Source organism: Aliiglaciecola sp. 3_MG-2023, assembly GCF_030548205.1.
Lineage (GTDB): Bacteria > Pseudomonadota > Gammaproteobacteria > Enterobacterales > Alteromonadaceae > Aliiglaciecola.
Map to the genome: position 1 here is coordinate 67,289 of NZ_JAUORV010000010.1, position 19,002 is coordinate 86,290.

Consider the following 19,002-nt stretch of genomic DNA (forward strand, 5'->3'; position numbering starts at 1 on the left):
TGTTACTCAAATAAAGTTAACATAAAAACCACGTGAAAAAACGCTAAAAACACCAAAAAGAGCAAAATATGACGCCAACTTTCTACATTGGTAAGGAAAAGCGCCTTAGCCAGATAGAGAAAACAATTCCCAAGTCCCGTTGTCTTCCAGCACTTAATCTTCTTGGAAGCGATTTTTTACTTCTAACATCTGATCAAGGTTTTGTTGAAATAACTCCACAATTTTAGGGTCAAAGTGTTTGCCCTTCTGTTCTTGCAAAAACCCCATTGTTTTATCAATTGACCATGCCTCTTTATAAGGACGCTTACTGGTTAGGGCATCAAAAACATCTGCTAGGGCAACAATACGACCGTGAATAGGAATATCTTCCCCGGCTAACCCTTTAGGATAACCACTACCATCCCACTTTTCGTGATGAGTTAACGAAACAACTTTTGCCAAATCGATAAGCTCAGAGTCCGATTCCCCTAAAATTTCAGCACCAATTTCAGGGTGCTTTTTCATAATTTCGAACTCTTCGGGGGTCAATCGCGCAGGTTTAAGCATAATATTATCTGGAATTCCGATTTTTCCAATATCATGCATAGGGGCAGCGTGAAATAAATCATCAGCTGCGCACTCTGAAAAGCCATAAGCCAAAGCGAGCAATCTAGAGTAATGGCTCATACGCACCACGTGCATGCCAGTTTCGTTGTCTTTGTATTCTGAAGCTCGCCCGAGACGTTGAATAACCTGCAACCGGGTGCGACGCAGTTCGTCTGCGTCAACCAATGATAAATGAGTGGCAACGCGGGCCTTCACCACAGCAGGAGAGATGGGTTTTGAAATATAGTCAACTGCACCTACCTCAAATCCCTTGGCTTCATCTGTGGCATCGGCAAGAGCTGTGACAAAAATAACCGGTATTTGCTTGCTCAGCTTATTTGATTTTAGGGTGCTACATACTTCATAGCCAGTCATGCCAGGCATCATTACATCCAATAATATCAAGTCTGGTTTGATTTTTTGCACCAACTCTAGCGCTTCGACTCCACTTTTCGCAAAAGTAAGAGAATAATGCTCCCTGAGAACTTGGTTTAGCACTCTTAAATTGGTTGGTTCATCATCTACCACGAGTAGCTTTTGCCGTTTAATTGTTTTATTCATGGCCTATAGCCTTCCCTAACTGTCTCGCAATTCAGTTTGCAACTTCTCAATTAAACCCAGGGTTTTCTCAAACTCGAAATCGTTTAAGGCTTCGACTATTTCAATCATTTTTGAAAACAGTGGATGCTTGGTCTGTGTTGACAATTTATCTATCAATGATTCATCAAATTCATTTTTTCTAACATATTCGGCTAATTCATCTAATAGTAACAATACAGAATCATTACTTAATAATGGGTCTTCTGAAATTAAACTTTGGTTTAGTGATTGATTTCGCATACCTATAATTTTAGCGATCTTATGTAGCTCTTCTTTCAACAGCTGAATCATAGTTAACACACTTGTCGCAGGGTGTTGTTCAAGGTTTTTTTCTAATTCAGCCGCAATGCTAGCGAATCGAGCTAGGGATAAATTGCTGGCCACACCTTTTAATGCATGCACACTGTTTTCTAGTTCTGACCACTCTTCAATTTCAACAAAAAAAGTTAACTGTTCTAATTTAGCTTCACAGTCTCGAATAAATTCACCAACTTGTTTAAATAAAGTCGTTTTTGACCCCCACATATTAGTGCCGTTTTCTATGTCTATTGATAACAAATGCTCAACTTTTTCTGCCACGGACTTGTTCGCATCTTCAACTCGGTGCAATTTAAGCACTTTAGCAATTTCAAATGAGAGCAGGTCAATATCGACTGGCTTGTTGGCAAAGCCCTCCATTCCTGCTTCCAATGCCGATAAACGGTCTTTTTCCAACACGCTAGCGGTTAATGCAACGATGGGAATATGTGGCAGCTTTTCTGTTTGCTCTTGTTCTCTGCGTTTTTGCGCAGCACTGAGTCCATCCATAACGGGCATCTGAATATCCATTAACACCACATCTGGTTGATCATTGCGCATTCGAATGAGTGCCTGCTCGCCGTCTCGAGCAGCAAAGACAGTATGTTCTGCTCTGGTTAGAAGAATAGTCAACAAATCTATATTTTGTTGTAAATCATCCACCACTAAAATACGCAACTTGGGAAGTTTGGTTGGAGCGCGTTTTTCCGACTTTTGGCTGTTGCTCTCTACTTTTTTGAGAGGAAGAATAAAACAAAAAGTTGATCCTATATTAAGTTGGCTGGTTGCATAAATGCTGCCCCCCATTAACTCAACTAACTGTTTACTGATTGTAGTACCTAGGCCAGTGCCACCAAATCGGCGACTCATTGACTCATCCGCTTGCTCAAAGGCTTCAAAAACATTTTCCAGCTGGACATTAGACATCCCGATACCGGTATCTCTAATTTCAAATCGAACCATATCGTCGGCATGTTTAGACAACTTAATGGTTATATTTCCTTTTTCTGTGAACTTAACTGCGTTGCCCACGAGATTAGTTAAAATTTGTCGAATCCTATCCGGTACACCATGATAATTCCCTTTTATTTCATTGGCGATTTCAAGGTCGATTGACAGTCCTTTTCGCTGAGCTTGTAACCATAATGTGGATACAACAGCATCAATTTCTTCCACTATTGAGAAGTCACGATATTCTAGTTGAAATTTGCCTTTATCCAATTTGGCACTGTCCAAAATATCATTCAAGATATGCATCAAAGACTTAGCCGATTGATTGATAGTGCTGACATGTTTTTTCTGAGTGGATGACAATTCACTGTCAAGGAGGATGTCACTAAACCCAACTACGGCATTCATTGGTGTGCGAATTTCATGGCTCATATTGGCCAGAAAAGCCGCGCGTGCAGACGCGGCTTGCTCTGCCTTGTTTTTCGCCTGTAGTAACTCTTGTTCAATGGTTTTTCGCTCAGTGATATCCATAATAAAACCATCTAGATAACATTGACGGCCATCTTCGCTTTCAACTGCGCGGCCGTATCCAAGCATCCACTTAGTTTCGCCAAATCTATCAATAATACGGTAATCGATAGTGTATCCATCGGGATCATTGAAATCGGTCTGTATAACATGGTCTAAATCTTCAGGATGAATAAAGTCAGCAAATGCGACCTTATTATTAGGTGCAATAAAGTCTTGAGGAGGATGACCAACAATATTTTCCACTTCATCACTGATAAACAACATTGGCCAGCCTTCCCCGTTTATGCAGCGATAAGCAATACCAGGTAAGTTTCCTAACAATGAGCGAAAGCGCGCTTCGCTTTCACGTATCTCCGATTCCATTTGCAGTTGACTACGCAGATCCGTTATGAAGGCCACAAAAAGATGCTGCTTTTCCATTTCAACATGTCCAATGCGCAACCTTACAGGAATAGTTTGGCCTAGTTTAGTGAGCGCCTCAACATCTCTACTGGCACCGATAATTTTAGCTTCTTTGGTACGCAAATAATTGCTGATGTAGCTATCATGGGCATCATGGTGGGGGGCTGGAACGACTTTATTAACATTATTTCCAACCAAATCTTCAGCTGACCACCCTAGTAACTTTTCAACTGAGCGATTCACGCTAATAACCTTACCCCATTCATTAATGGTGATAATAGCGTCCAGCGCTGTATCCATTGTTGCCACTAGTCGCTTTTCATTCTCTAAGGAACGTGCTGAAATATCTTTATACTTGAAGACAAAATTGAGGGCGATGACGAGCCCTATAATGACGAATGTAACCACCGCAATCGCTAGGGCTAAAAACATCGAAACGTGCTCAGACTGTTGTGATAACTCCATCCCCTCAGGCAAAACGAAACGCGCTGCCGCCATTCCAGTATAGTGCATACCAGAAATAGCAATCCCCATGACCACACTTGCCATCCATATTTTAGCAATGCGACTAAATTTTATTAGGTTAAACTTATCTAAACCAAAGCGAACATAAAGGGCTAGTATGGCCAAAATAACGGCAACTAAGATGGAAAGCATAAACATGGATAGGTCATAACGTAACAGTGGAGCCATCTCCATGGATGCCATACCGATATAATGCATAGAGCCTATGCCTGCCCCGATCAAGACACCACCTAGAATTAGTTGATTGGCCGTTAAATTTTGTTTGATAAGAAGGTTTAGAGCGACCCACGAGGCGGCTATAGCGGGGATCAATGAAACCACTGTAAGGGTCATACCGAAATACACGTCAGTGCATAGGTCAAATGCTAGCATGCCAATAAAGTGCATTGACCAAATACCGCCTCCCAACGCAATACTACTCACCATCAAGGCTAGCTGTCGCCGTTTTTTAGATAAGGTTTTAGAGGCTTGGTGACTTACCTGGAACGCCATATAAGAGGCAAAGATGGCAATAGCGACCGAGAGTAAGACCAGCCCCAAATTGTATTCGCCAATGACCAACAAATTGTTTGGTACTTCTTCAAAAACAGTTTTTATTTTGTTCGTCATTCCAATAGACCCTTTGGTTTAAAGCATTTAGCCTTTGCTAGAAGGTTTACTTAATAAGCGTTTTTTTGCCTAACATGCATGAAATACAGCGTTCGAAAGTCCTTCACTTATCCGAGACTAGCGCTTTTGTATAGAGGGGTAAGGTGTATACATTCTAGTTTGTGTTTTCATCATTATATTGTTTAAGAAGACGATTTGAGGAAACGTACCCCCCCACCCTTGTCAGTTATTTGCTAAAAAAGGTAAATTACCCCCTCCAACATGTCAACTTTACCGCGTAAACGGTGTGTATCGGCGTGAATCATTAAAAGTTAACGGGAAATTTTAAACCCAGCACAAAAAGATGGGGTGGGACGCTAAAACTGTGACAAAGCTTAGCAAAATCACATGATTATTTTCGTTTTAGGGCCAGTAATATCAATTTTGAAGGGAGGAAGTGCAGCCTTAGCTTCTTGGTCCATTCTCGATTTTGATAAGCACACCGTCATGGAACTCCAGAATTTTGTGGAATTGACCTTTAGGTTGAACATATAAAAACCGCTCCACTTTTACTCCCCGGTGCTTTCTTTGTTGGGTAGTTAGGTCTTCTTTATAGGTAGGTTCGCCGCAGATTAAAATGACATCGATGCTAGTGTCACCGGTCTTAATTAATTTAGAACCGCAGCGTAAGGTATCGGCATAGACTGAATGGCTCAATATACTGATGGTTAATAACAACCCAAAGCCTATTGTATTGCGAAATTTAAGCATTTCTACTTCCCCATATATTGACATCATAAAATGCAACATCAGTCACTGTAGCAATTCACTGGGGAATAGCAACGCGAGCATAGGTATTTCACCTAAAATACGCGTTAAGTGTAAGCTTTGATTCGCTTAATCTCGTTATCTAATAGGCTATTCATTGCTTCCATAGTATTACTTGCCAACATAAAATAATTATCGCTATCAATATTTATTTCTTCTGGTGCTATAAGTTCTTTTTTAATGGTTTCGTTAAATAGTTTACAGGCGTTTCTTGCATCGATGATTAATCGTTTGCTCTCTTCATTAGAAAGGCCTGCCAGTAAACTAAAAGAAGTCATAGAATATTCTTGAATTTTTTGTTCTAAATATTTCAATTTATTCCTATCTTTATTATTTATCTCTCTCGATGTGGCTGCTGCCATACCAATTGAGCGTGCTTGCCCAATAAATTCCACGGCCATAGGTAACTCTTTCCAAATGCATTGCAGATCGAGTATCTCTCGAGGTAACTTATGTGTCTTTTTCCAATCATCTGCAGCTACTTCCATTAGCCTTAATAGGTTCTCTATTAAATTTGTATGTTGGGTGAAGCTATCTTTAGAGGTTAACTCAAAACACTTTTTTTCAAGCCTTGGCCAGTGATCAATAAAACTCAGCCAACGAGATTGTTTTCTGAACACTTCATCTTTGTTTAAACCTAAGATCCCAATATTGATTTTTTGGCGCAACTCAACAATTAATGGCTCAACACGAAGATTGCCATTTAAATAGCCTGCAGATAAGCCTCTGTGCCTTTGCAAATTACCAATTAAAACCTTTAATTGGCTAATAACATCGAGGGCACGAATTAACCTAATACGGTCAGTTAGTCTCGTATAAGCTCTCACGAAAACCAAAGAAAATATCAAAACGGTTAATATGATGGTAAATGTTTCTATCATGTATCTCCTAATTGAAGCGTAAGGTGGGTAGTCGCATTCAAACGTTACGTTGATCATTAGATTTTCTAATTGATTATGCAAAGCCAATAGCGCTAATCACAATGATAAGAATGACAAAACTTGTTTTAATGTTTGAAAAGCAAATATTGAGCCACTAAAGAAGATTAAGAGGGGAGGTGTGTATTAAAATGTTTCAAACACACTTTACACAATGATTTTTAGATCTATTGCCTAATTGTTGTCGATATTGGCTATATTAATCCTACTCTTTGTTGTGATAGACGTTACTTCTTGCACACTATTAATACATACGCCCCTTATCGGTGCGCCCACCTCATTTTTTACTCACTTTGATTATTCCAGCTCAACTATCTAACACAAGCCGAAAAAGCTTTAGACTATACATTTTTCGGTCATAATTAAGAAGAGAATACCTCAGTAAAAGTCGCCAAGACTAATTTATGACGCAGTAACTTTAACGTTCTTTCCACAACTAACATTAGTTAGTTTATCGTCGGATGAAGTTATGCCAACTTTGCCATTATTTTTTGCGTCAAGTATAGACTTTTCTAATTTCTCTTTTAAACCTAAGTGCCGTTTATTCACGTAGTGAAACAGGGGTAATTTATGAGAACGGCGAGGGAGAAATTGAAACGAATCTAACTTAGATGCACAAATTATTCGCTCGGCTTCAACGTCTGTAGCAAAAATCAGATCCACTAAACCAGTGTCTAATTTTTTCGCGATTGAATTCACATTCTTAATAAAATGGCATTTAATATTAGATTCAGCGCATAAATCAACTGCGCCGCGAAAACTAGACAGAACCCCGATAACAGACGAGTCATCAGCAACACAATCATTCTTAGCTAAACAGATATAACCAATCTGTAAGTGCCCAATTGCTTCGTCAATTTTAACTAATTGACTGAAATGATTGCCCACTACATTGAGTCGAAATGCCTCTGCATCTAATTCACCTTTATCGACCATATTTAAGCCACGCTTAGATGGATAAAATGTGAAAGACGGCGTTATACCAACAGCCTGATAAATATCTGTATAATATTGAATGAGATGTGTAGTATCTTTTTCATCTTTTAATACATCGACAATATTGACGGTGTAATTATCAGATCTCGCTGAAAATGCGATAAACAGAAGCATGAAAATCAATAGTAATTTCATAATCTACCAATTCATTTTAATTAATTTAAGTTTAGCAGAAATACACTTAATGTAATCACTATTTGCCAACCTCTCGATATACTCAATGTTTTAAGCTCATAACTTCAACTTGGTGTAATTTTTGCTTTTAGCCATTCCAAATAACTGTGCTGAATCATCATACTGAGTAACGATACTCAGTAGGTAATTAATGCTGATAACATTGTACTTTTGCCGCTAATAATTTTCTTGTTCAACCCCCTTGCTGCAACTGTCCTCTGCTTTGATTCTAACGACCCCCAATCAAATAGTGATTTAGTACTTTTCAGACGAGAGCACTCTTACAGGAATAAAAATGACAAAAATTATAACTATATTTACGCTAATATTCAGTGTTAGTAGCCTTGCTTCTTCACAGAGTGCGGATAAGTATGGACCTAAAGATTTCCCTAGTGAAGAAAAATGGACTGCCATTGTCGCGGCCTATTCGCCCGAAATTAAAGCCATCGACATGGCTTTCTCGCAAATCAATGATGCCCAAATTGAACAGACACTGACGATTAAAGGAGTGAAGTATCAATTAGGACATTTTAAAGGTGAGCCTATAGTGATCTTTACCACTGGGATCAGTGTGCCTAACGCGGCAATGACAATGCAGATGGCATTAGACTACTTTCCAATTGATAGAGTGGTAATGATGGGCATTGCCGGTGGTGTCAATCCAGACTTTCAACCAGGCGACATTGCGATTCCAGAGCGCTGGTATTTTCACGATGAATCTGTATACGCCAACCCTAAAGCGGGTAGTAAAAACGCTTATATACTTCCTGATTATTACGAGCAGGCGTTAGCCCATTATCAGAAGCGTCAGGAGAATGATCCAAACGCGCCAAAATACGAAAACTTTGGTTTTATCCACCCTGAAGAAATGTCCGTTATTAAACAAGGTTGGTCAGAGCCTCAACAAATGCCTTACTTCACCGTCACACCGGAACTGTTAGACTTGACCGAAAAAGCACTCGCTTCAATGGCAACAATTAAAATGCCTTCAGGACAACCCATTGACATAAAAATTGGCGGAAATGGTGTGACTGGCTCAGTGTTTTTAGATAATGCAGATTATCGCAATTGGCTTCAACGGGTTTACGATGCTCAGGTGGCTGAAATGGAGTCAGCTGCGGTTGGACAAGTATGTTTTGTCAATGAAGTTGATTGGATTGTGATCCGTTCAATCAGCGATTTAGCTGGCGGACAACAAGGTAAAAATGTTGAAAATGTATTTGATGCCATCGCCTCAGGAACCGGTGCTCAACTCTTAGTCGGGTTATTGGATCAAATCGTCAAGTTCCAAGCAAAGCAATGAAAAACCATAATATTTTCATCAACGAGTAGATTCTAATGACCTTCACTCGAAGGTCATTTTATTCCCCTTTTATAAGCAACTAACTAAATTCGACTTCACAACCTCTCAAGCTCTTGCTAGCCCCTTCTTGAGAATGGTTCTTATTAATATTTACATTCCAATTATTTTTATGTAGTATTTCTGCGGTCAATTTTAGCCTTTACTGAGTTATCGCAAAAAGCTGAAACAGGACAATATAACCCCGAAAGGTTTAGATAGCGTGAGTCATAAGTGTAAGAACATTAACGTAGCGGTAAATTAAAAGGTAAGAAATGGGGTTTTCATTGGGTACAGTTAGACAATGGCACTGGATAAGCGCCTCTGTTTGCATGGCAGGTATGTTACTTTTTGCGGTGACAGGAATTACCCTTAACCATGCTGCCGACATATCAGCCGAACCCATTTTTATCAGTGTTGAAGAACAATTACCCGCGCCTCTCTTACAAGAGTGGCTGAAAACAAATTCGGCCCCTAAAAACCTTTCCAGCCAAATAGTTGATTGGCTCAGTTCTGAGCATCAAATAGCCCTTCCCAGGAATTACAATAGTGAATGGGATGGCAGCGAGTTTTACCTCCCCTTAGCAAGACCAGGAGGAGACGCTTGGTTGGCTATCGATACAGAAACTGGAGACTTTATTTACGAGGATACAGATAGAGGTTGGCTAGCGTATTTCAATGATTTACATAAGGGGCGCGATAGCGGCACCGTATGGCGTTGGTTTATCGACATATTCGCCGGTGGTTGCATTATTTTCAGCGTCACAGGTTTAATTCTATTATGCCGCCAATCTTCCCATAGACAAGCGACAGCACCATTAGCGGCCTTAGGCGTGTTAATTCCGCTAGTGCTTATGCTGTTATTTATTCACTAAAAGAGTAACCATATGAATACACCCAAAGTTTTATTAATTTTCAGCACTATTTTTAGTGTTTTTTCAACTTGTGCAAATAGCGAAACCCTGACCCTTGATGTTCAGATCCCCCAACTAAAGGTAGCTGAATACCACAGCCCTTACGTCGCGGTTTGGTTGGAAAGTAAATCACGAAAATCTACCCAAATAGCCGTTTGGTATGACGTAAAAATGGCTGACAATGAAGGGCAGGAATGGCTAAAAGATATTCGTCAATGGTGGCGTCGAGGTGGACGCAGTTTAGATCTGCCTTATGACGGCATAACCTCTGCGACTAGAGGTCCAGGTAGTCATCAAATTACCATTGATTTAAATAGAGCTGAATTAAAAGAGCTCAAACCGGGTGATTACAAATTACGCATTGAAGCAGCGCGAGAAGTGGGCGGCAGAGAATTAATCGAAATACCGCTAACTTTGCCTTTAGACAAAACTGCTCTGCCTATTTCTAAAAATGGCACCTCAGAGCTAGGTAAAATTAGCTTGAGTTTACAAACCAACAATTAATTTTTTACTGGAGTAATCGATATGAACACCTCAAATTTATTAAAAGTTATCACTGCAGGCATTCTAACTGCTTCAGTCGCCATGCAAGCCCAAGCTCATAGAGCATGGATGCTACCGAGTTCGACAGTATTATCAGGTGATGCGCCATATGTCACCTTTGATGCTGCAATTTCAAATACCTTGTTTTATCCAGATCACGTAGCAATGAACCTTACTGGAGTAAAAGCCTATGGCCCTGAAGGTAACTCTGTAGAACTTTTGAATACCGCCAAAGGCAAATATCGCAGTACCTTTGATATTCAATTGAATGACGAGGGCACATACAAAATTGCCACCAGCGGAGGCGGTTTGCGCGCTAGGTGGGAGGATGAGAATGGCAAACGTAAAATGTGGCCAAGACGCGGACAAACCGCTCAAGACTCAGAATTTGACTCAGCGGTTCCCCAAAATGCGAAAAAACTCCGAGTCAGTCGTAGTTACCGTAGAGTTGAAACATTCGTCACCTTAGGCGCGCCGAGTGATAAAGTCTTTGCGCCAACGAATCAAGGCATCGAGATGATCCCTCAAACTCACCCTAATGATTTATATGCCGGTGAAACCGCCACTTTCACCCTGTTAATTGAGGGTGAGCCAGCCAAAGGAGCAACCATCGAAGTCATTCCTGACGGCATGCGCTATCGCAATCAGCAAAATGAAATTAAGCTAACTGCCAACGAAAAAGGTGAGTTTGAAATTACTTGGCCTGCAGCTGGACGATACTTTTTAGAAGCAGAGTATGAAGACAACAAGGTTGCTTTACCAGCGACTAAACGCACTGGCAGTTACGCTGCAACATTTGAAGTGTTACCTATGTAACATAAATAGGAAGATACTCTTTTGAATGAAACAGTGCGAATTAGTGTAGCTTGCGTTTTAACATTAGGGTGGTTAATTTGGTGTATTGGTTTGTACGTTCGACACAAGCGCGCGCAACCTAAAATCAATTTAGCAGCATCTACGTTAATTGCCTATGCCAGCCAAAGTGGCTCAGCCGCTGCACTAGCAGTTAAAAAAGCACAACAACTCGGCTCTCAAGAGGCAGTTAATTTACTGCCTCTTGACCGCGTTGACTCTCAAACTTTGTTAGCCACTAAACGAGCCCATTTCGTTGTGAGTACCTACGGAAATGGCGAACCACCAGATAATGGTCAGCGCTTTTACCATGACATTTTGTCCAAAAGTTCAGCTATTGATTTGTCACATTTGCATTACTCTGTAACGGCTCTAGGCGATAGCACTTATGAACACTTCTGTGCATTTGGCCACAATTTACATAGTGGTTTAGCCAATTTAGGCGCAAAATCCAAATCTGCCGTCATTGAACTTGATAGTCAAAACATGCAGAAAACGGAAACTGAGGAGTCCACATCTCACCTTTGCGACTGGCAATTAATCGACCGCCAATGTCTCAATCCTGGCAGTGATAATCCTCCTTTATATTTGCTCACTTTTGGTATGCAATCAGAACTACCTCGCTGGCAAGCAGGCGATGTGATTTCTATACAGCCATGTAATGATGAAAAACGTGTGGATGTTTGGTTACAAAAACATCAGTTGGACGGCAATATGATTGTCGATAAAGATGGCAACCAACAATCCCTAAAATACCATTTGGCTCGGTGTCAGCTACCTGAACATTTTGACCCACATAATAGCAACCCAGCGCGTTGGTTAAACTCAATCAAATCATTACCCTACCGAGAATATTCAGTCGCCTCGGCCCACCATGAAGGTGTTCTGAAGTTAATTGTAAGGTTACAGACTTGCACCAATGGTAAGCCCGGATTGGGTTCCGGTTGGCTTACTCAGTTCAGTAAAATTGGGGATATTACCCGTGGCATGATTCGCAGTAATATTCGTTGTCACATTGAAAATGCCGTGCGACCACTCATACTCATCGGTGCTGGCAGTGGAATTGCCGGTTTACGGGCCCAGTTGGCACAAAGAGCGGCTTACTCGAAAAGTGCGCCTGTATGGCTTGTTTATGGTGAACGTGATCCAAAACACGACACCATGCTCAATGATGAATTGGCCGCTTGGCAGCAAAGTGGCGTAATTTCAGAACTGCATTTTGCATACTCAAGAGACCCTCAAAAAAAGGCTTATGTGCAAGAAATTTTACATATGAAATCAGAAAAACTGAAAGCCATGGTGCACAAAGGCGCAGACATCTATGTTTGCGGAAATAAAGCCGGAATGGGTGATGGCGTACACCAAGTATTAACGGAATATTTAGGCCAAGAAAACATTTCAGCCTTATTAACAAATGGACGTTATCGAAGAGATTTATATTAAGATTAAGTCTACAGATAAAAGGTGAATGAAGGTAAAACTTAATTCCCTTCTAACTTCTTACTTCCGCTCACTTCCCTATCATTCACTCGGTTCCACTACTTCATTATTTTGTAGGTTTATTTACGATGTGCAAGAAGAGCATTGGCGGAATGTGAAGCGACATTTAAAAAACTAAGCTGATAATAAAATGCACTTTTCATCTGAAAAGTGCATTAAATAAATTCCTCAGCGTGATGATGAGATTAGTCAGCAAATTGCCTTATGATCGAACCTAAGGTTTCTTTCGCATCACCAAACACCATGCGGCAATTAGGTTTAAAGAATAGAGGATTATCTACTCCAGCAAAACCCGATGCCATGCCTCGTTTAAGTACAAAAACATTTTTCGCCAAATCTGCGTTAATAACTGGCATCCCATATATAGGACTGCCCTTCATTTCACGTGCTGCGGGGTTTACCACGTCGTTCGCGCCGATTACCATTGCCACATCAAAGTTTTCAATGCGTTTATTGATTTCATCCATTTCAAACAATTGCTCATAGGAAACATCGGCTTCTGCTAAAAGAACATTCATGTGTCCAGGCATTCTCCCTGCCACAGGGTGAATGGCATAAGCCACTTCTGCACCATTTTCTTCAAGCAACACTTGTAGTTCCTTCATCGCATGTTGCGCTTGCGCAACAGCCATACCGTAACCAGGTATCACCACGACTGATTGAGCCGCTTCTAACACGTAATAAGCATCATCAGCAGACAAAGGTTTTACTTCACCTTCAATTACCATATTGGATTCAACAACAGGCATAAACCCGCTAAATAACACATTCGACAATGAGCGGTTCATTGCTTTACACATTATACTGGTCAAAATAATGCCACTGGCCCCCACTAGTGAGCCTGCCACAATAAGAATGTTATTCTGTAAGGCAAAGCCTGCTGCACAAGCTGCCAGCCCTGAATAACTGTTTAGCAACGAAATAACCACTGGCATATCTGCTCCGCCAATGGGCAGAACCAGCATAATTCCAAACAGTAACGCTAATCCCATCAAGCTATACAGAACAATACTGAAACCAGGGGAAAATTCAGGTTGGGCAACAAATAAATAACCGCCAAATATAATAGTGGCAACCAATAGCAGGTTAAAAATCACCTGACCTTTGAAGGTAACCGCTCTACCGGTGATCCTTTCACTTAATTTTGCCCATGCAACCAAGCTGCCTGAAAATGTCACTGCGCCAATAAGTAGCGCCAGGAAGGTAACAAACATGATGAAAGCAGAAAATTGACTGTTTGATTCAACCGTTGACCAAGCCACAAATACACTGGCGAGGCCCCCCACTCCATTTAACAACGAAACGAGTTCGGGCATTGAGGTCATCGCGACTAATCTGGCCGCAAAAAAGCCAACAATACTGCCGGCAAGAATAGCAATGGCTATCCATTCAAAACTCACAATATTCTTATCGAACATTGTTACAACAATAGCTAAAAGCATCCCCACTGCAGACAATAAATTACCTTTTCTTGCTGAAGATGGGTGTCCTAGTAATTTTAGTCCAAAAATAAATAACGCGGCTGCCAGCACATAAGTCAGGTTAATCACCAATGCTGAAGTCGAAGTAGTTTCTATCATTTTTAAATCCTCTTAATCTTCAGTTTGGGTTATTTCTTTTTCTTAAACATGGCAAGCATGCGATCAGTAACCAAGTAACCGCCAACAACGTTAATGGTGGCAAGGAAAACCGCTACGGCGCCCAAAATTTCGGCATATTGACCTAGGCTGTCATCGCCAGCTAACGCAAGGGCTCCCACTAACGTAATACCTGAAATCGCATTAGCGCCAGACATTAAAGGGGTGTGTAGAGTAGCCGGTACTTTTTGAATTAGTTCAAAGCCAACAAAAATTGATAACAACAAAATAAATAATAAATATATGGCTTCCATTATGCTTTCTCCTGCTGACTATTGGTTTGCTCATAAAAGGACTGAATCATTTTATTTACCACCTGACCTTGATGGGTAATGATGCAACCAGACTGCACTTCATCCTCAATATCTAGTTCGAAACGATTGCTTTCTTTTGACCAAAACTCGCTGATTAAATTGTATAAGTTACTGGCATACATTTGAGTGGCATGTTTAGCCACTCCGTTAGCCCAGTTACCTGTTCCAACCAAGCTAACGCCGTGTTTAACGATAGTTTCTCCAGCGACTGAACCGGCCACGTTCCCACCCGTTTCCGCGGCCATATCAACTATAACGCTACCAGGTTTCATCATTGCAATAGTGGCATCATCGATAAGTTGCGGAGGTTTGCGTCCGAACAATTGCGCGGTAGTGATAACGATGTCTGAATCAGCAATACATTTAGCTTGTTCACGCTGTTGAATTTGCATTTGCTCCGGCGTTAACGCTTGGGCGTAACCTTGTCCGGTTTCACCTGTTTGGCCTAAGTCTATATCAAGAAATTTCGCACCTAAGGATTGAACTTGTTCAGCCACCACAGAACGAGTATCAAACGCCGTTACACTTGCCCCAAGACGTTTAGCGGTAGCGATTGCTTGTAGACCAGCAACACCGGCTCCGATGACAAAGACTTTAGCGGGTTTCAAAGTACCTGCCGGAGTCATCATCATTGGTAAGACAGAATCGAGAGTATTCACAGCTTGCATGATCATTACATAACCCGCCAAACTGGCCTGAGAACTCAACGCATCCATCTTCTGACAACGACTAATTCTGGGGATCATTTCCATACTGATGCTGGTAATTTGAGCTGCACACAATTGCTCAACAAAAGCATGCTCATTGAAAGGATCTAAGTAACTGACGATGAGGGTTTCAGGTTTTAGCAAACCTATCTCTTCAGCGGTCAATTTGTGTAAGCTCAATACAATATCGGCTTTTTTTAATAGATCGTCTCGGCTAGTGATAACGTTTGCACCGGCGGCTTGATAATCACCATCCTGAATGTTAATCGCCGCCCCTATACCAGACTGAATACACACATCAGCACCTAACAAGGTGTAAGCTTTCACATTAATAGGCATTAACGAACAACGCTTCTCTCCAGGCTTTGTCTCAGCTGGAAAAGCAATAACAGGCATATACCCTCTCCTAATTTTAATAATTTAATGTGGTTACTATGCCCGCATATGTTAGTAAACAGTTATTCATATTGTTTATATAGAATATCAAATTAATAATTTACAGGTGATAAATCAGTAAGATGAAACTTATATTAAATGGGACAAATGGCATCAAATTGCAGTGACAGCAAGGGCCATAGGGCCATAAAAGGGGAAAAAGGCAATATATTCAGCTGTATTCACACAGGAAAACCCTAAACAAATATCTCGTTTTTGGTTTTCTATATGAAACACAATTATGAATGGATTTAGATAGATTTTTGTTATGGTTGAACCACTTGGATACCAATATTATTACAACTAGCAGTGAAAGCCGCTATTTCTGCTTCAGGAAGAGAAATGTGAATACCGACCATTTCAGCATAATTACATTCATCAATAACACCTTGGTGTTGGCTGGCTAGATGCCGAATGAACTGCTCATGTTTGAAGTCGGCCCGAAGCGTTAATGGCACCAATCTTAATTGCTCTTTCACAGGTAAGATATCAATCACTTGTTGTGCGGAACTCGAATAGGCCCTAACTAGGCCTCCAGCCCCTAATTTAATACCACCAAAATAACGCGAAACAACCAACATAATGTCGCCAATATTTTTATGTTGAAGTACATTTAAAATTGGTTTTCCCGCGGTCCCGCTTGGCTCTCCATCATCCGACATTGCTGCACTAACAGGTGAATTAGGGTTTCCTAGCAAGTAGGCCCAGCAGTGATGTCTTGCGTCAGGATACTGCTGTTTTATAGATGCAAGCTCGGCCAAAGCCTGCTCTCGACTGCTGGAAAAACTAGCACAGGCGATAAACTTACTTTTTTTAACCTCATAGGTTATTGCAGTGGTTTTTGATGGAATAGGATAAGACATAAGCTGGATATTATACCCAACTATGCCAAAAGGTTTAATAAAGAATTGATTATTCTCAGAGTGGGTCGGTTAAATGGCCGAGGTAAAGCAGCCAAAATAAAAGTGAAAACTTTCAACATGGACCACAAACCCAAGGCGCTTATCGTGTATTTTTTAGGAAAAATCACTATTGCTCCCTTAAAAAACTGTATGTGGTCATTTTTAAATCAATAGCTAAAGCTAAGTAGCTGCGTGTAACACAACCGCACAAAAAGATAATAAGTAATTGTATAATATACAATTTAATTTATTTCAGGGAATTCTGCTTTGGCAGCCTCATAAAGCATAACAGCGTAGAAACAATACTTACTATATAAGCCCAAGGTCTTATCTACATTATATTGGTTTTTTCGTATGATCAGATAACTGAAAGCTTTCAGACTCAATTACAACAAAATCAAAAGAAGTGGCGAAGCTTGATACAAGTTAACTTACAAATGCGAGAAACAACATGTCTTATAAAAGTGAATATGAGCAGTCAATTAATCAGCCAGAAACATTCTGGAAGGAAAAAGCCGCGAAGTTACCTTGGTACAAAGAACCGCAAAACATTTTAAGCAAAGATATCAACGGCATTCATCGTTGGTTTGCTGACGGTTTGATGAACACCTGTTATATGGCAGTGGATTATCATGTTGAGCAAGGATTAGGCGAGCAGATAGCGATGATCTATGATTCCCCTGTGACGAACTCAAAAGCAAGCTACACCTACAATCAACTACAAGAAGAAGTCGCTCTTTTTGCAGGTGTGCTGGCTAATCAGGGAGTAAGCAAAGGCGATCGTGTGGTAATTTATATGCCAATGGTAGCTGAAGCGGTAATAGCAATGTTAGCTGTAGCCCGTTTGGGCGCTATTCATTCCGTTGTATTTGGCGGATTTGCGCCACACGAATTGGCCATGAGAATCGACGACGCAGAGCCCAAAGTGCTGGTAACGGCTTCATGTGGAATTGAAGTATCTAAAATAATCAAATATAAACCCTATGTGGACGAAGCAATTCGACAAGCCAAGCATAAAGTTGAGCACTGTATTGTTCTACAACGAGAACAATGCAGAGCTGAATTAATTCCGGGTCGCGACATAGATTGGCATACAGCCATTAAATCAGCTTCAGCAGCAGATTGTGTGCCAGTCAAAGGCACAGATCCCTTATATATTCTGTACACTTCTGGCACAACCGGCAAACCTAAAGGTGTAGTGAGAGATAATGGCGGCCACGCCGTTGCATTGCACTACTCAATGGAAGCCGTTTATAACATGCAACAGGGTGACGTGTTTTGGGCTGCCTCAGATGTTGGTTGGGTAGTAGGCCATTCGTATATCGTATACGGACCGCTTCTTAAAGGTTGTACGACCATAGTTTACGAAGGCAAACCTATTAAAACCCCAGATGCCAGTGCTTTTTGGCGAGTTGCTCAGGAATACAACGTAAAAACCTTATTTGCTGCACCAACGGCTTTTAGAGCAATACGTAAAGAAGATCCAGAGGCCAAATTATTAGCAGATTATCCTTTACAAAGTTTACAAACTATTTTTATGGCTGGAGAACGACTTGATCCCCCCACTTATCAATGGACCTGTGAAAAAACCGGAAAACCTGTCATCGACCATTGGTGGCAAACCGAAACAGGCTGGGCAATTTGCGCTAATTTGCTAGGCATAGAGGAAAAAACGCCCAAACCAGGATCGGCAACCTTAGCAGTACCAGGATTTGATGTACAGATTTTGGACGTAGAAGGAAACCAAATGCCAGCATCTAAGCAGGGGGCAATAGCGATTAAACTGCCTTTGCCACCGGGCTGCTTGCCCACAATTTGGGGAAATCAAGAGCGTTTCATTGCTGGTTACCTTAGCCAATATCCAGGGTATTACTGCTCAGGTGATGGTGGATACAAAGATGAAGATGACTATGTATTTATTATGGGAAGAACAGATGATGTGATCAATGTTGCAGGTCATCGTCTTTCTACCGGGGAGATGGAAGAGATCTTAGCGTCTCACCCTGCCGTAGCTGAGTGCAGTGTGATTGGCGTTCACGATAACTTGAAAGGTCAAGTTCCTATCGGAATGGTGCTGCTTAAAGACGGAATAGAGATAGATGAAAGGCAACTTCAAGCTGAATTGATAGCCAATGTAAGACACGAAATTGGTCCAATTGCATGTTTTAGCCGCGCGATTGTTGTGCAACGTTTACCTAAAACTCGATCAGGCAAAATATTGCGCAAACTATTACGACAAATATCAGCCGGTGAATCTTACGATATACCTTCCACCATTGACGATCCTGAAAGTGTCACTGAAATAGCTGACATCATGAATAAACAAGGCTTAATTAATATGGAAGAGGCGTCTTAACCTAGAAACCTAAAGCTTAACTGCGGTCGACGACATTCCCCTAAATGGTTCATCACCGCAGTTTTCATTAATTTTTTGGTGTAATTCC

Annotated in this window: 15 protein-coding genes; 6 read left to right on the forward strand and 9 right to left on the reverse strand. The window is 40.9% G+C overall.

Features of this window, described 5'->3' with window-relative positions; all coding sequences use genetic code 11:
- Positions 1–153: 153 nt before the first annotated feature.
- The 5 genes from Q4574_RS12710 to Q4574_RS12730 all read right to left on the reverse strand — a co-directional run bounded on the left by Q4574_RS12710 (position 154) and on the right by Q4574_RS12730 (position 7,376).
- The gene (locus Q4574_RS12710) at positions 154–1,146 is read right to left on the reverse strand and encodes a two-component system response regulator (protein ID WP_303474513.1); all 993 of its coding nucleotides are present in this window, start codon (positions 1,144–1,146) and stop codon (positions 154–156) included.
- A 15-nt stretch (positions 1,147–1,161) separates the two neighbouring features.
- Positions 1,162–4,500 (reverse strand): MHYT domain-containing protein, encoded by a 3,339-nt coding sequence (locus Q4574_RS12715; RefSeq protein ID WP_303474514.1) that lies wholly within the window; start codon positions 4,498–4,500, stop codon positions 1,162–1,164.
- A gap of 444 nt (positions 4,501–4,944) precedes the next feature.
- Complete coding sequence (locus Q4574_RS12720) at positions 4,945–5,250, reverse strand: DUF2845 domain-containing protein (protein WP_303474515.1); 306 nt, start codon at positions 5,248–5,250, stop codon at positions 4,945–4,947.
- Between the two features lie 104 nt (positions 5,251–5,354).
- Positions 5,355–6,188: a nitrate- and nitrite sensing domain-containing protein gene (locus tag Q4574_RS12725; RefSeq protein ID WP_303474516.1), complete on the reverse strand. Its 834-nt coding sequence runs from the start codon at positions 6,186–6,188 to the stop codon at positions 5,355–5,357.
- Positions 6,189–6,647: 459 nt separating this feature from the next.
- On the reverse strand, positions 6,648–7,376 hold the full coding sequence (locus Q4574_RS12730) for a hypothetical protein (protein ID WP_303474517.1): 729 nt from the start codon (positions 7,374–7,376) through the stop codon (positions 6,648–6,650).
- Positions 7,377–7,710: 334 nt separating this feature from the next.
- Between Q4574_RS12730 and Q4574_RS12735 the strand changes: the two genes are divergently transcribed.
- The 5 genes from Q4574_RS12735 (at position 7,711) to Q4574_RS12755 (ending at position 12,506) form a co-directional block, all read left to right on the forward strand.
- Entirely contained in the window at positions 7,711–8,718 is a 1,008-nt protein-coding gene (locus tag Q4574_RS12735) for a 5'-methylthioadenosine/S-adenosylhomocysteine nucleosidase (protein ID WP_303474518.1), read from the forward strand.
- Positions 8,719–9,029: 311 nt separating this feature from the next.
- Entirely contained in the window at positions 9,030–9,629 is a 600-nt protein-coding gene (locus Q4574_RS12740) for a PepSY-associated TM helix domain-containing protein (protein WP_303474519.1), read from the forward strand.
- 12 nt (positions 9,630–9,641) lie between these two features.
- Entirely contained in the window at positions 9,642–10,172 is a 531-nt protein-coding gene (locus Q4574_RS12745; protein WP_303474520.1) for a DUF2271 domain-containing protein, read from the forward strand.
- Between the two features lie 21 nt (positions 10,173–10,193).
- The gene (locus tag Q4574_RS12750; protein ID WP_303474521.1) at positions 10,194–11,027 is read left to right on the forward strand and encodes a DUF4198 domain-containing protein; all 834 of its coding nucleotides are present in this window, start codon (positions 10,194–10,196) and stop codon (positions 11,025–11,027) included.
- A 21-nt stretch (positions 11,028–11,048) separates the two neighbouring features.
- Positions 11,049–12,506 carry an NADPH cytochrome P450 oxidoreductase family protein gene (locus tag Q4574_RS12755; protein ID WP_303474522.1) on the forward strand — a complete coding sequence of 486 codons (1,458 nt, stop codon included), beginning with the start codon at positions 11,049–11,051 and terminating at the stop codon, positions 12,504–12,506.
- Positions 12,507–12,748: 242 nt separating this feature from the next.
- On the opposite strand, the gene Q4574_RS12760 is transcribed toward Q4574_RS12755, so the two are convergent.
- The 4 genes from Q4574_RS12760 to Q4574_RS12775 form a co-directional block, all read right to left on the reverse strand.
- A complete protein-coding gene (locus Q4574_RS12760) occupies positions 12,749–14,143 on the reverse strand; it encodes an NAD(P)(+) transhydrogenase (Re/Si-specific) subunit beta (protein WP_303474523.1) in 1,395 nt (464 codons plus the stop codon).
- A 29-nt stretch (positions 14,144–14,172) separates the two neighbouring features.
- The gene (locus tag Q4574_RS12765; RefSeq protein ID WP_303474524.1) at positions 14,173–14,454 is read right to left on the reverse strand and encodes an NAD(P) transhydrogenase subunit alpha; all 282 of its coding nucleotides are present in this window, start codon (positions 14,452–14,454) and stop codon (positions 14,173–14,175) included.
- Positions 14,454–15,617 (reverse strand): NAD(P) transhydrogenase subunit alpha, encoded by a 1,164-nt coding sequence (locus Q4574_RS12770; protein WP_303474525.1) that lies wholly within the window; start codon positions 15,615–15,617, stop codon positions 14,454–14,456. Before Q4574_RS12770 ends, Q4574_RS12765 begins: the two co-directional genes overlap by 1 nt.
- Positions 15,618–15,922: 305 nt before the next feature.
- On the reverse strand, positions 15,923–16,519 hold the full coding sequence (locus Q4574_RS12775) for a YigZ family protein (protein WP_303474526.1): 597 nt from the start codon (positions 16,517–16,519) through the stop codon (positions 15,923–15,925).
- A gap of 490 nt (positions 16,520–17,009) precedes the next feature.
- On the opposite strand from Q4574_RS12775, the gene Q4574_RS12780 reads away from it, so the two are divergent.
- Complete coding sequence (locus Q4574_RS12780) at positions 17,010–18,914, forward strand: propionyl-CoA synthetase (RefSeq protein ID WP_303474527.1); 1,905 nt, start codon at positions 17,010–17,012, stop codon at positions 18,912–18,914.
- The last annotated feature ends 88 nt before the right edge of the window (positions 18,915–19,002 follow it).

Bases quoted from the DNA above. Each gene is read 5' to 3' on its own strand.
- Q4574_RS12715 (WP_303474514.1), bottom strand. From the start codon at position 4,500: ATGACGAACAAAATAAAAACTGTTTTTGAAGAAGTACCAAACAATTTG.
- Q4574_RS12760 (WP_303474523.1), bottom strand. From the start codon at position 14,143: ATGATAGAAACTACTTCGACTTCAGCATTGGTGATTAACCTGACTTAT.
- Q4574_RS12745 (WP_303474520.1), top strand. From the start codon at position 9,642: ATGAATACACCCAAAGTTTTATTAATTTTCAGCACTATTTTTAGTGTT.
- Q4574_RS12710 (WP_303474513.1), bottom strand. From the start codon at position 1,146: ATGAATAAAACAATTAAACGGCAAAAGCTACTCGTGGTAGATGATGAA.
- Q4574_RS12735 (WP_303474518.1), top strand. From the start codon at position 7,711: ATGACAAAAATTATAACTATATTTACGCTAATATTCAGTGTTAGTAGC.
- Q4574_RS12770 (WP_303474525.1), bottom strand. From the start codon at position 15,617: ATGCCTGTTATTGCTTTTCCAGCTGAGACAAAGCCTGGAGAGAAGCGT.
- Q4574_RS12730 (WP_303474517.1), bottom strand. From the start codon at position 7,376: ATGAAATTACTATTGATTTTCATGCTTCTGTTTATCGCATTTTCAGCG.
- Q4574_RS12765 (WP_303474524.1), bottom strand. From the start codon at position 14,454: ATGGAAGCCATATATTTATTATTTATTTTGTTGTTATCAATTTTTGTT.
- Q4574_RS12780 (WP_303474527.1), top strand. From the start codon at position 17,010: ATGTCTTATAAAAGTGAATATGAGCAGTCAATTAATCAGCCAGAAACA.
- Q4574_RS12720 (WP_303474515.1), bottom strand. From the start codon at position 5,250: ATGCTTAAATTTCGCAATACAATAGGCTTTGGGTTGTTATTAACCATC.
- Q4574_RS12750 (WP_303474521.1), top strand. From the start codon at position 10,194: ATGAACACCTCAAATTTATTAAAAGTTATCACTGCAGGCATTCTAACT.
- Q4574_RS12725 (WP_303474516.1), bottom strand. From the start codon at position 6,188: ATGATAGAAACATTTACCATCATATTAACCGTTTTGATATTTTCTTTG.
- Q4574_RS12740 (WP_303474519.1), top strand. From the start codon at position 9,030: ATGGGGTTTTCATTGGGTACAGTTAGACAATGGCACTGGATAAGCGCC.
- Q4574_RS12775 (WP_303474526.1), bottom strand. From the start codon at position 16,519: ATGTCTTATCCTATTCCATCAAAAACCACTGCAATAACCTATGAGGTT.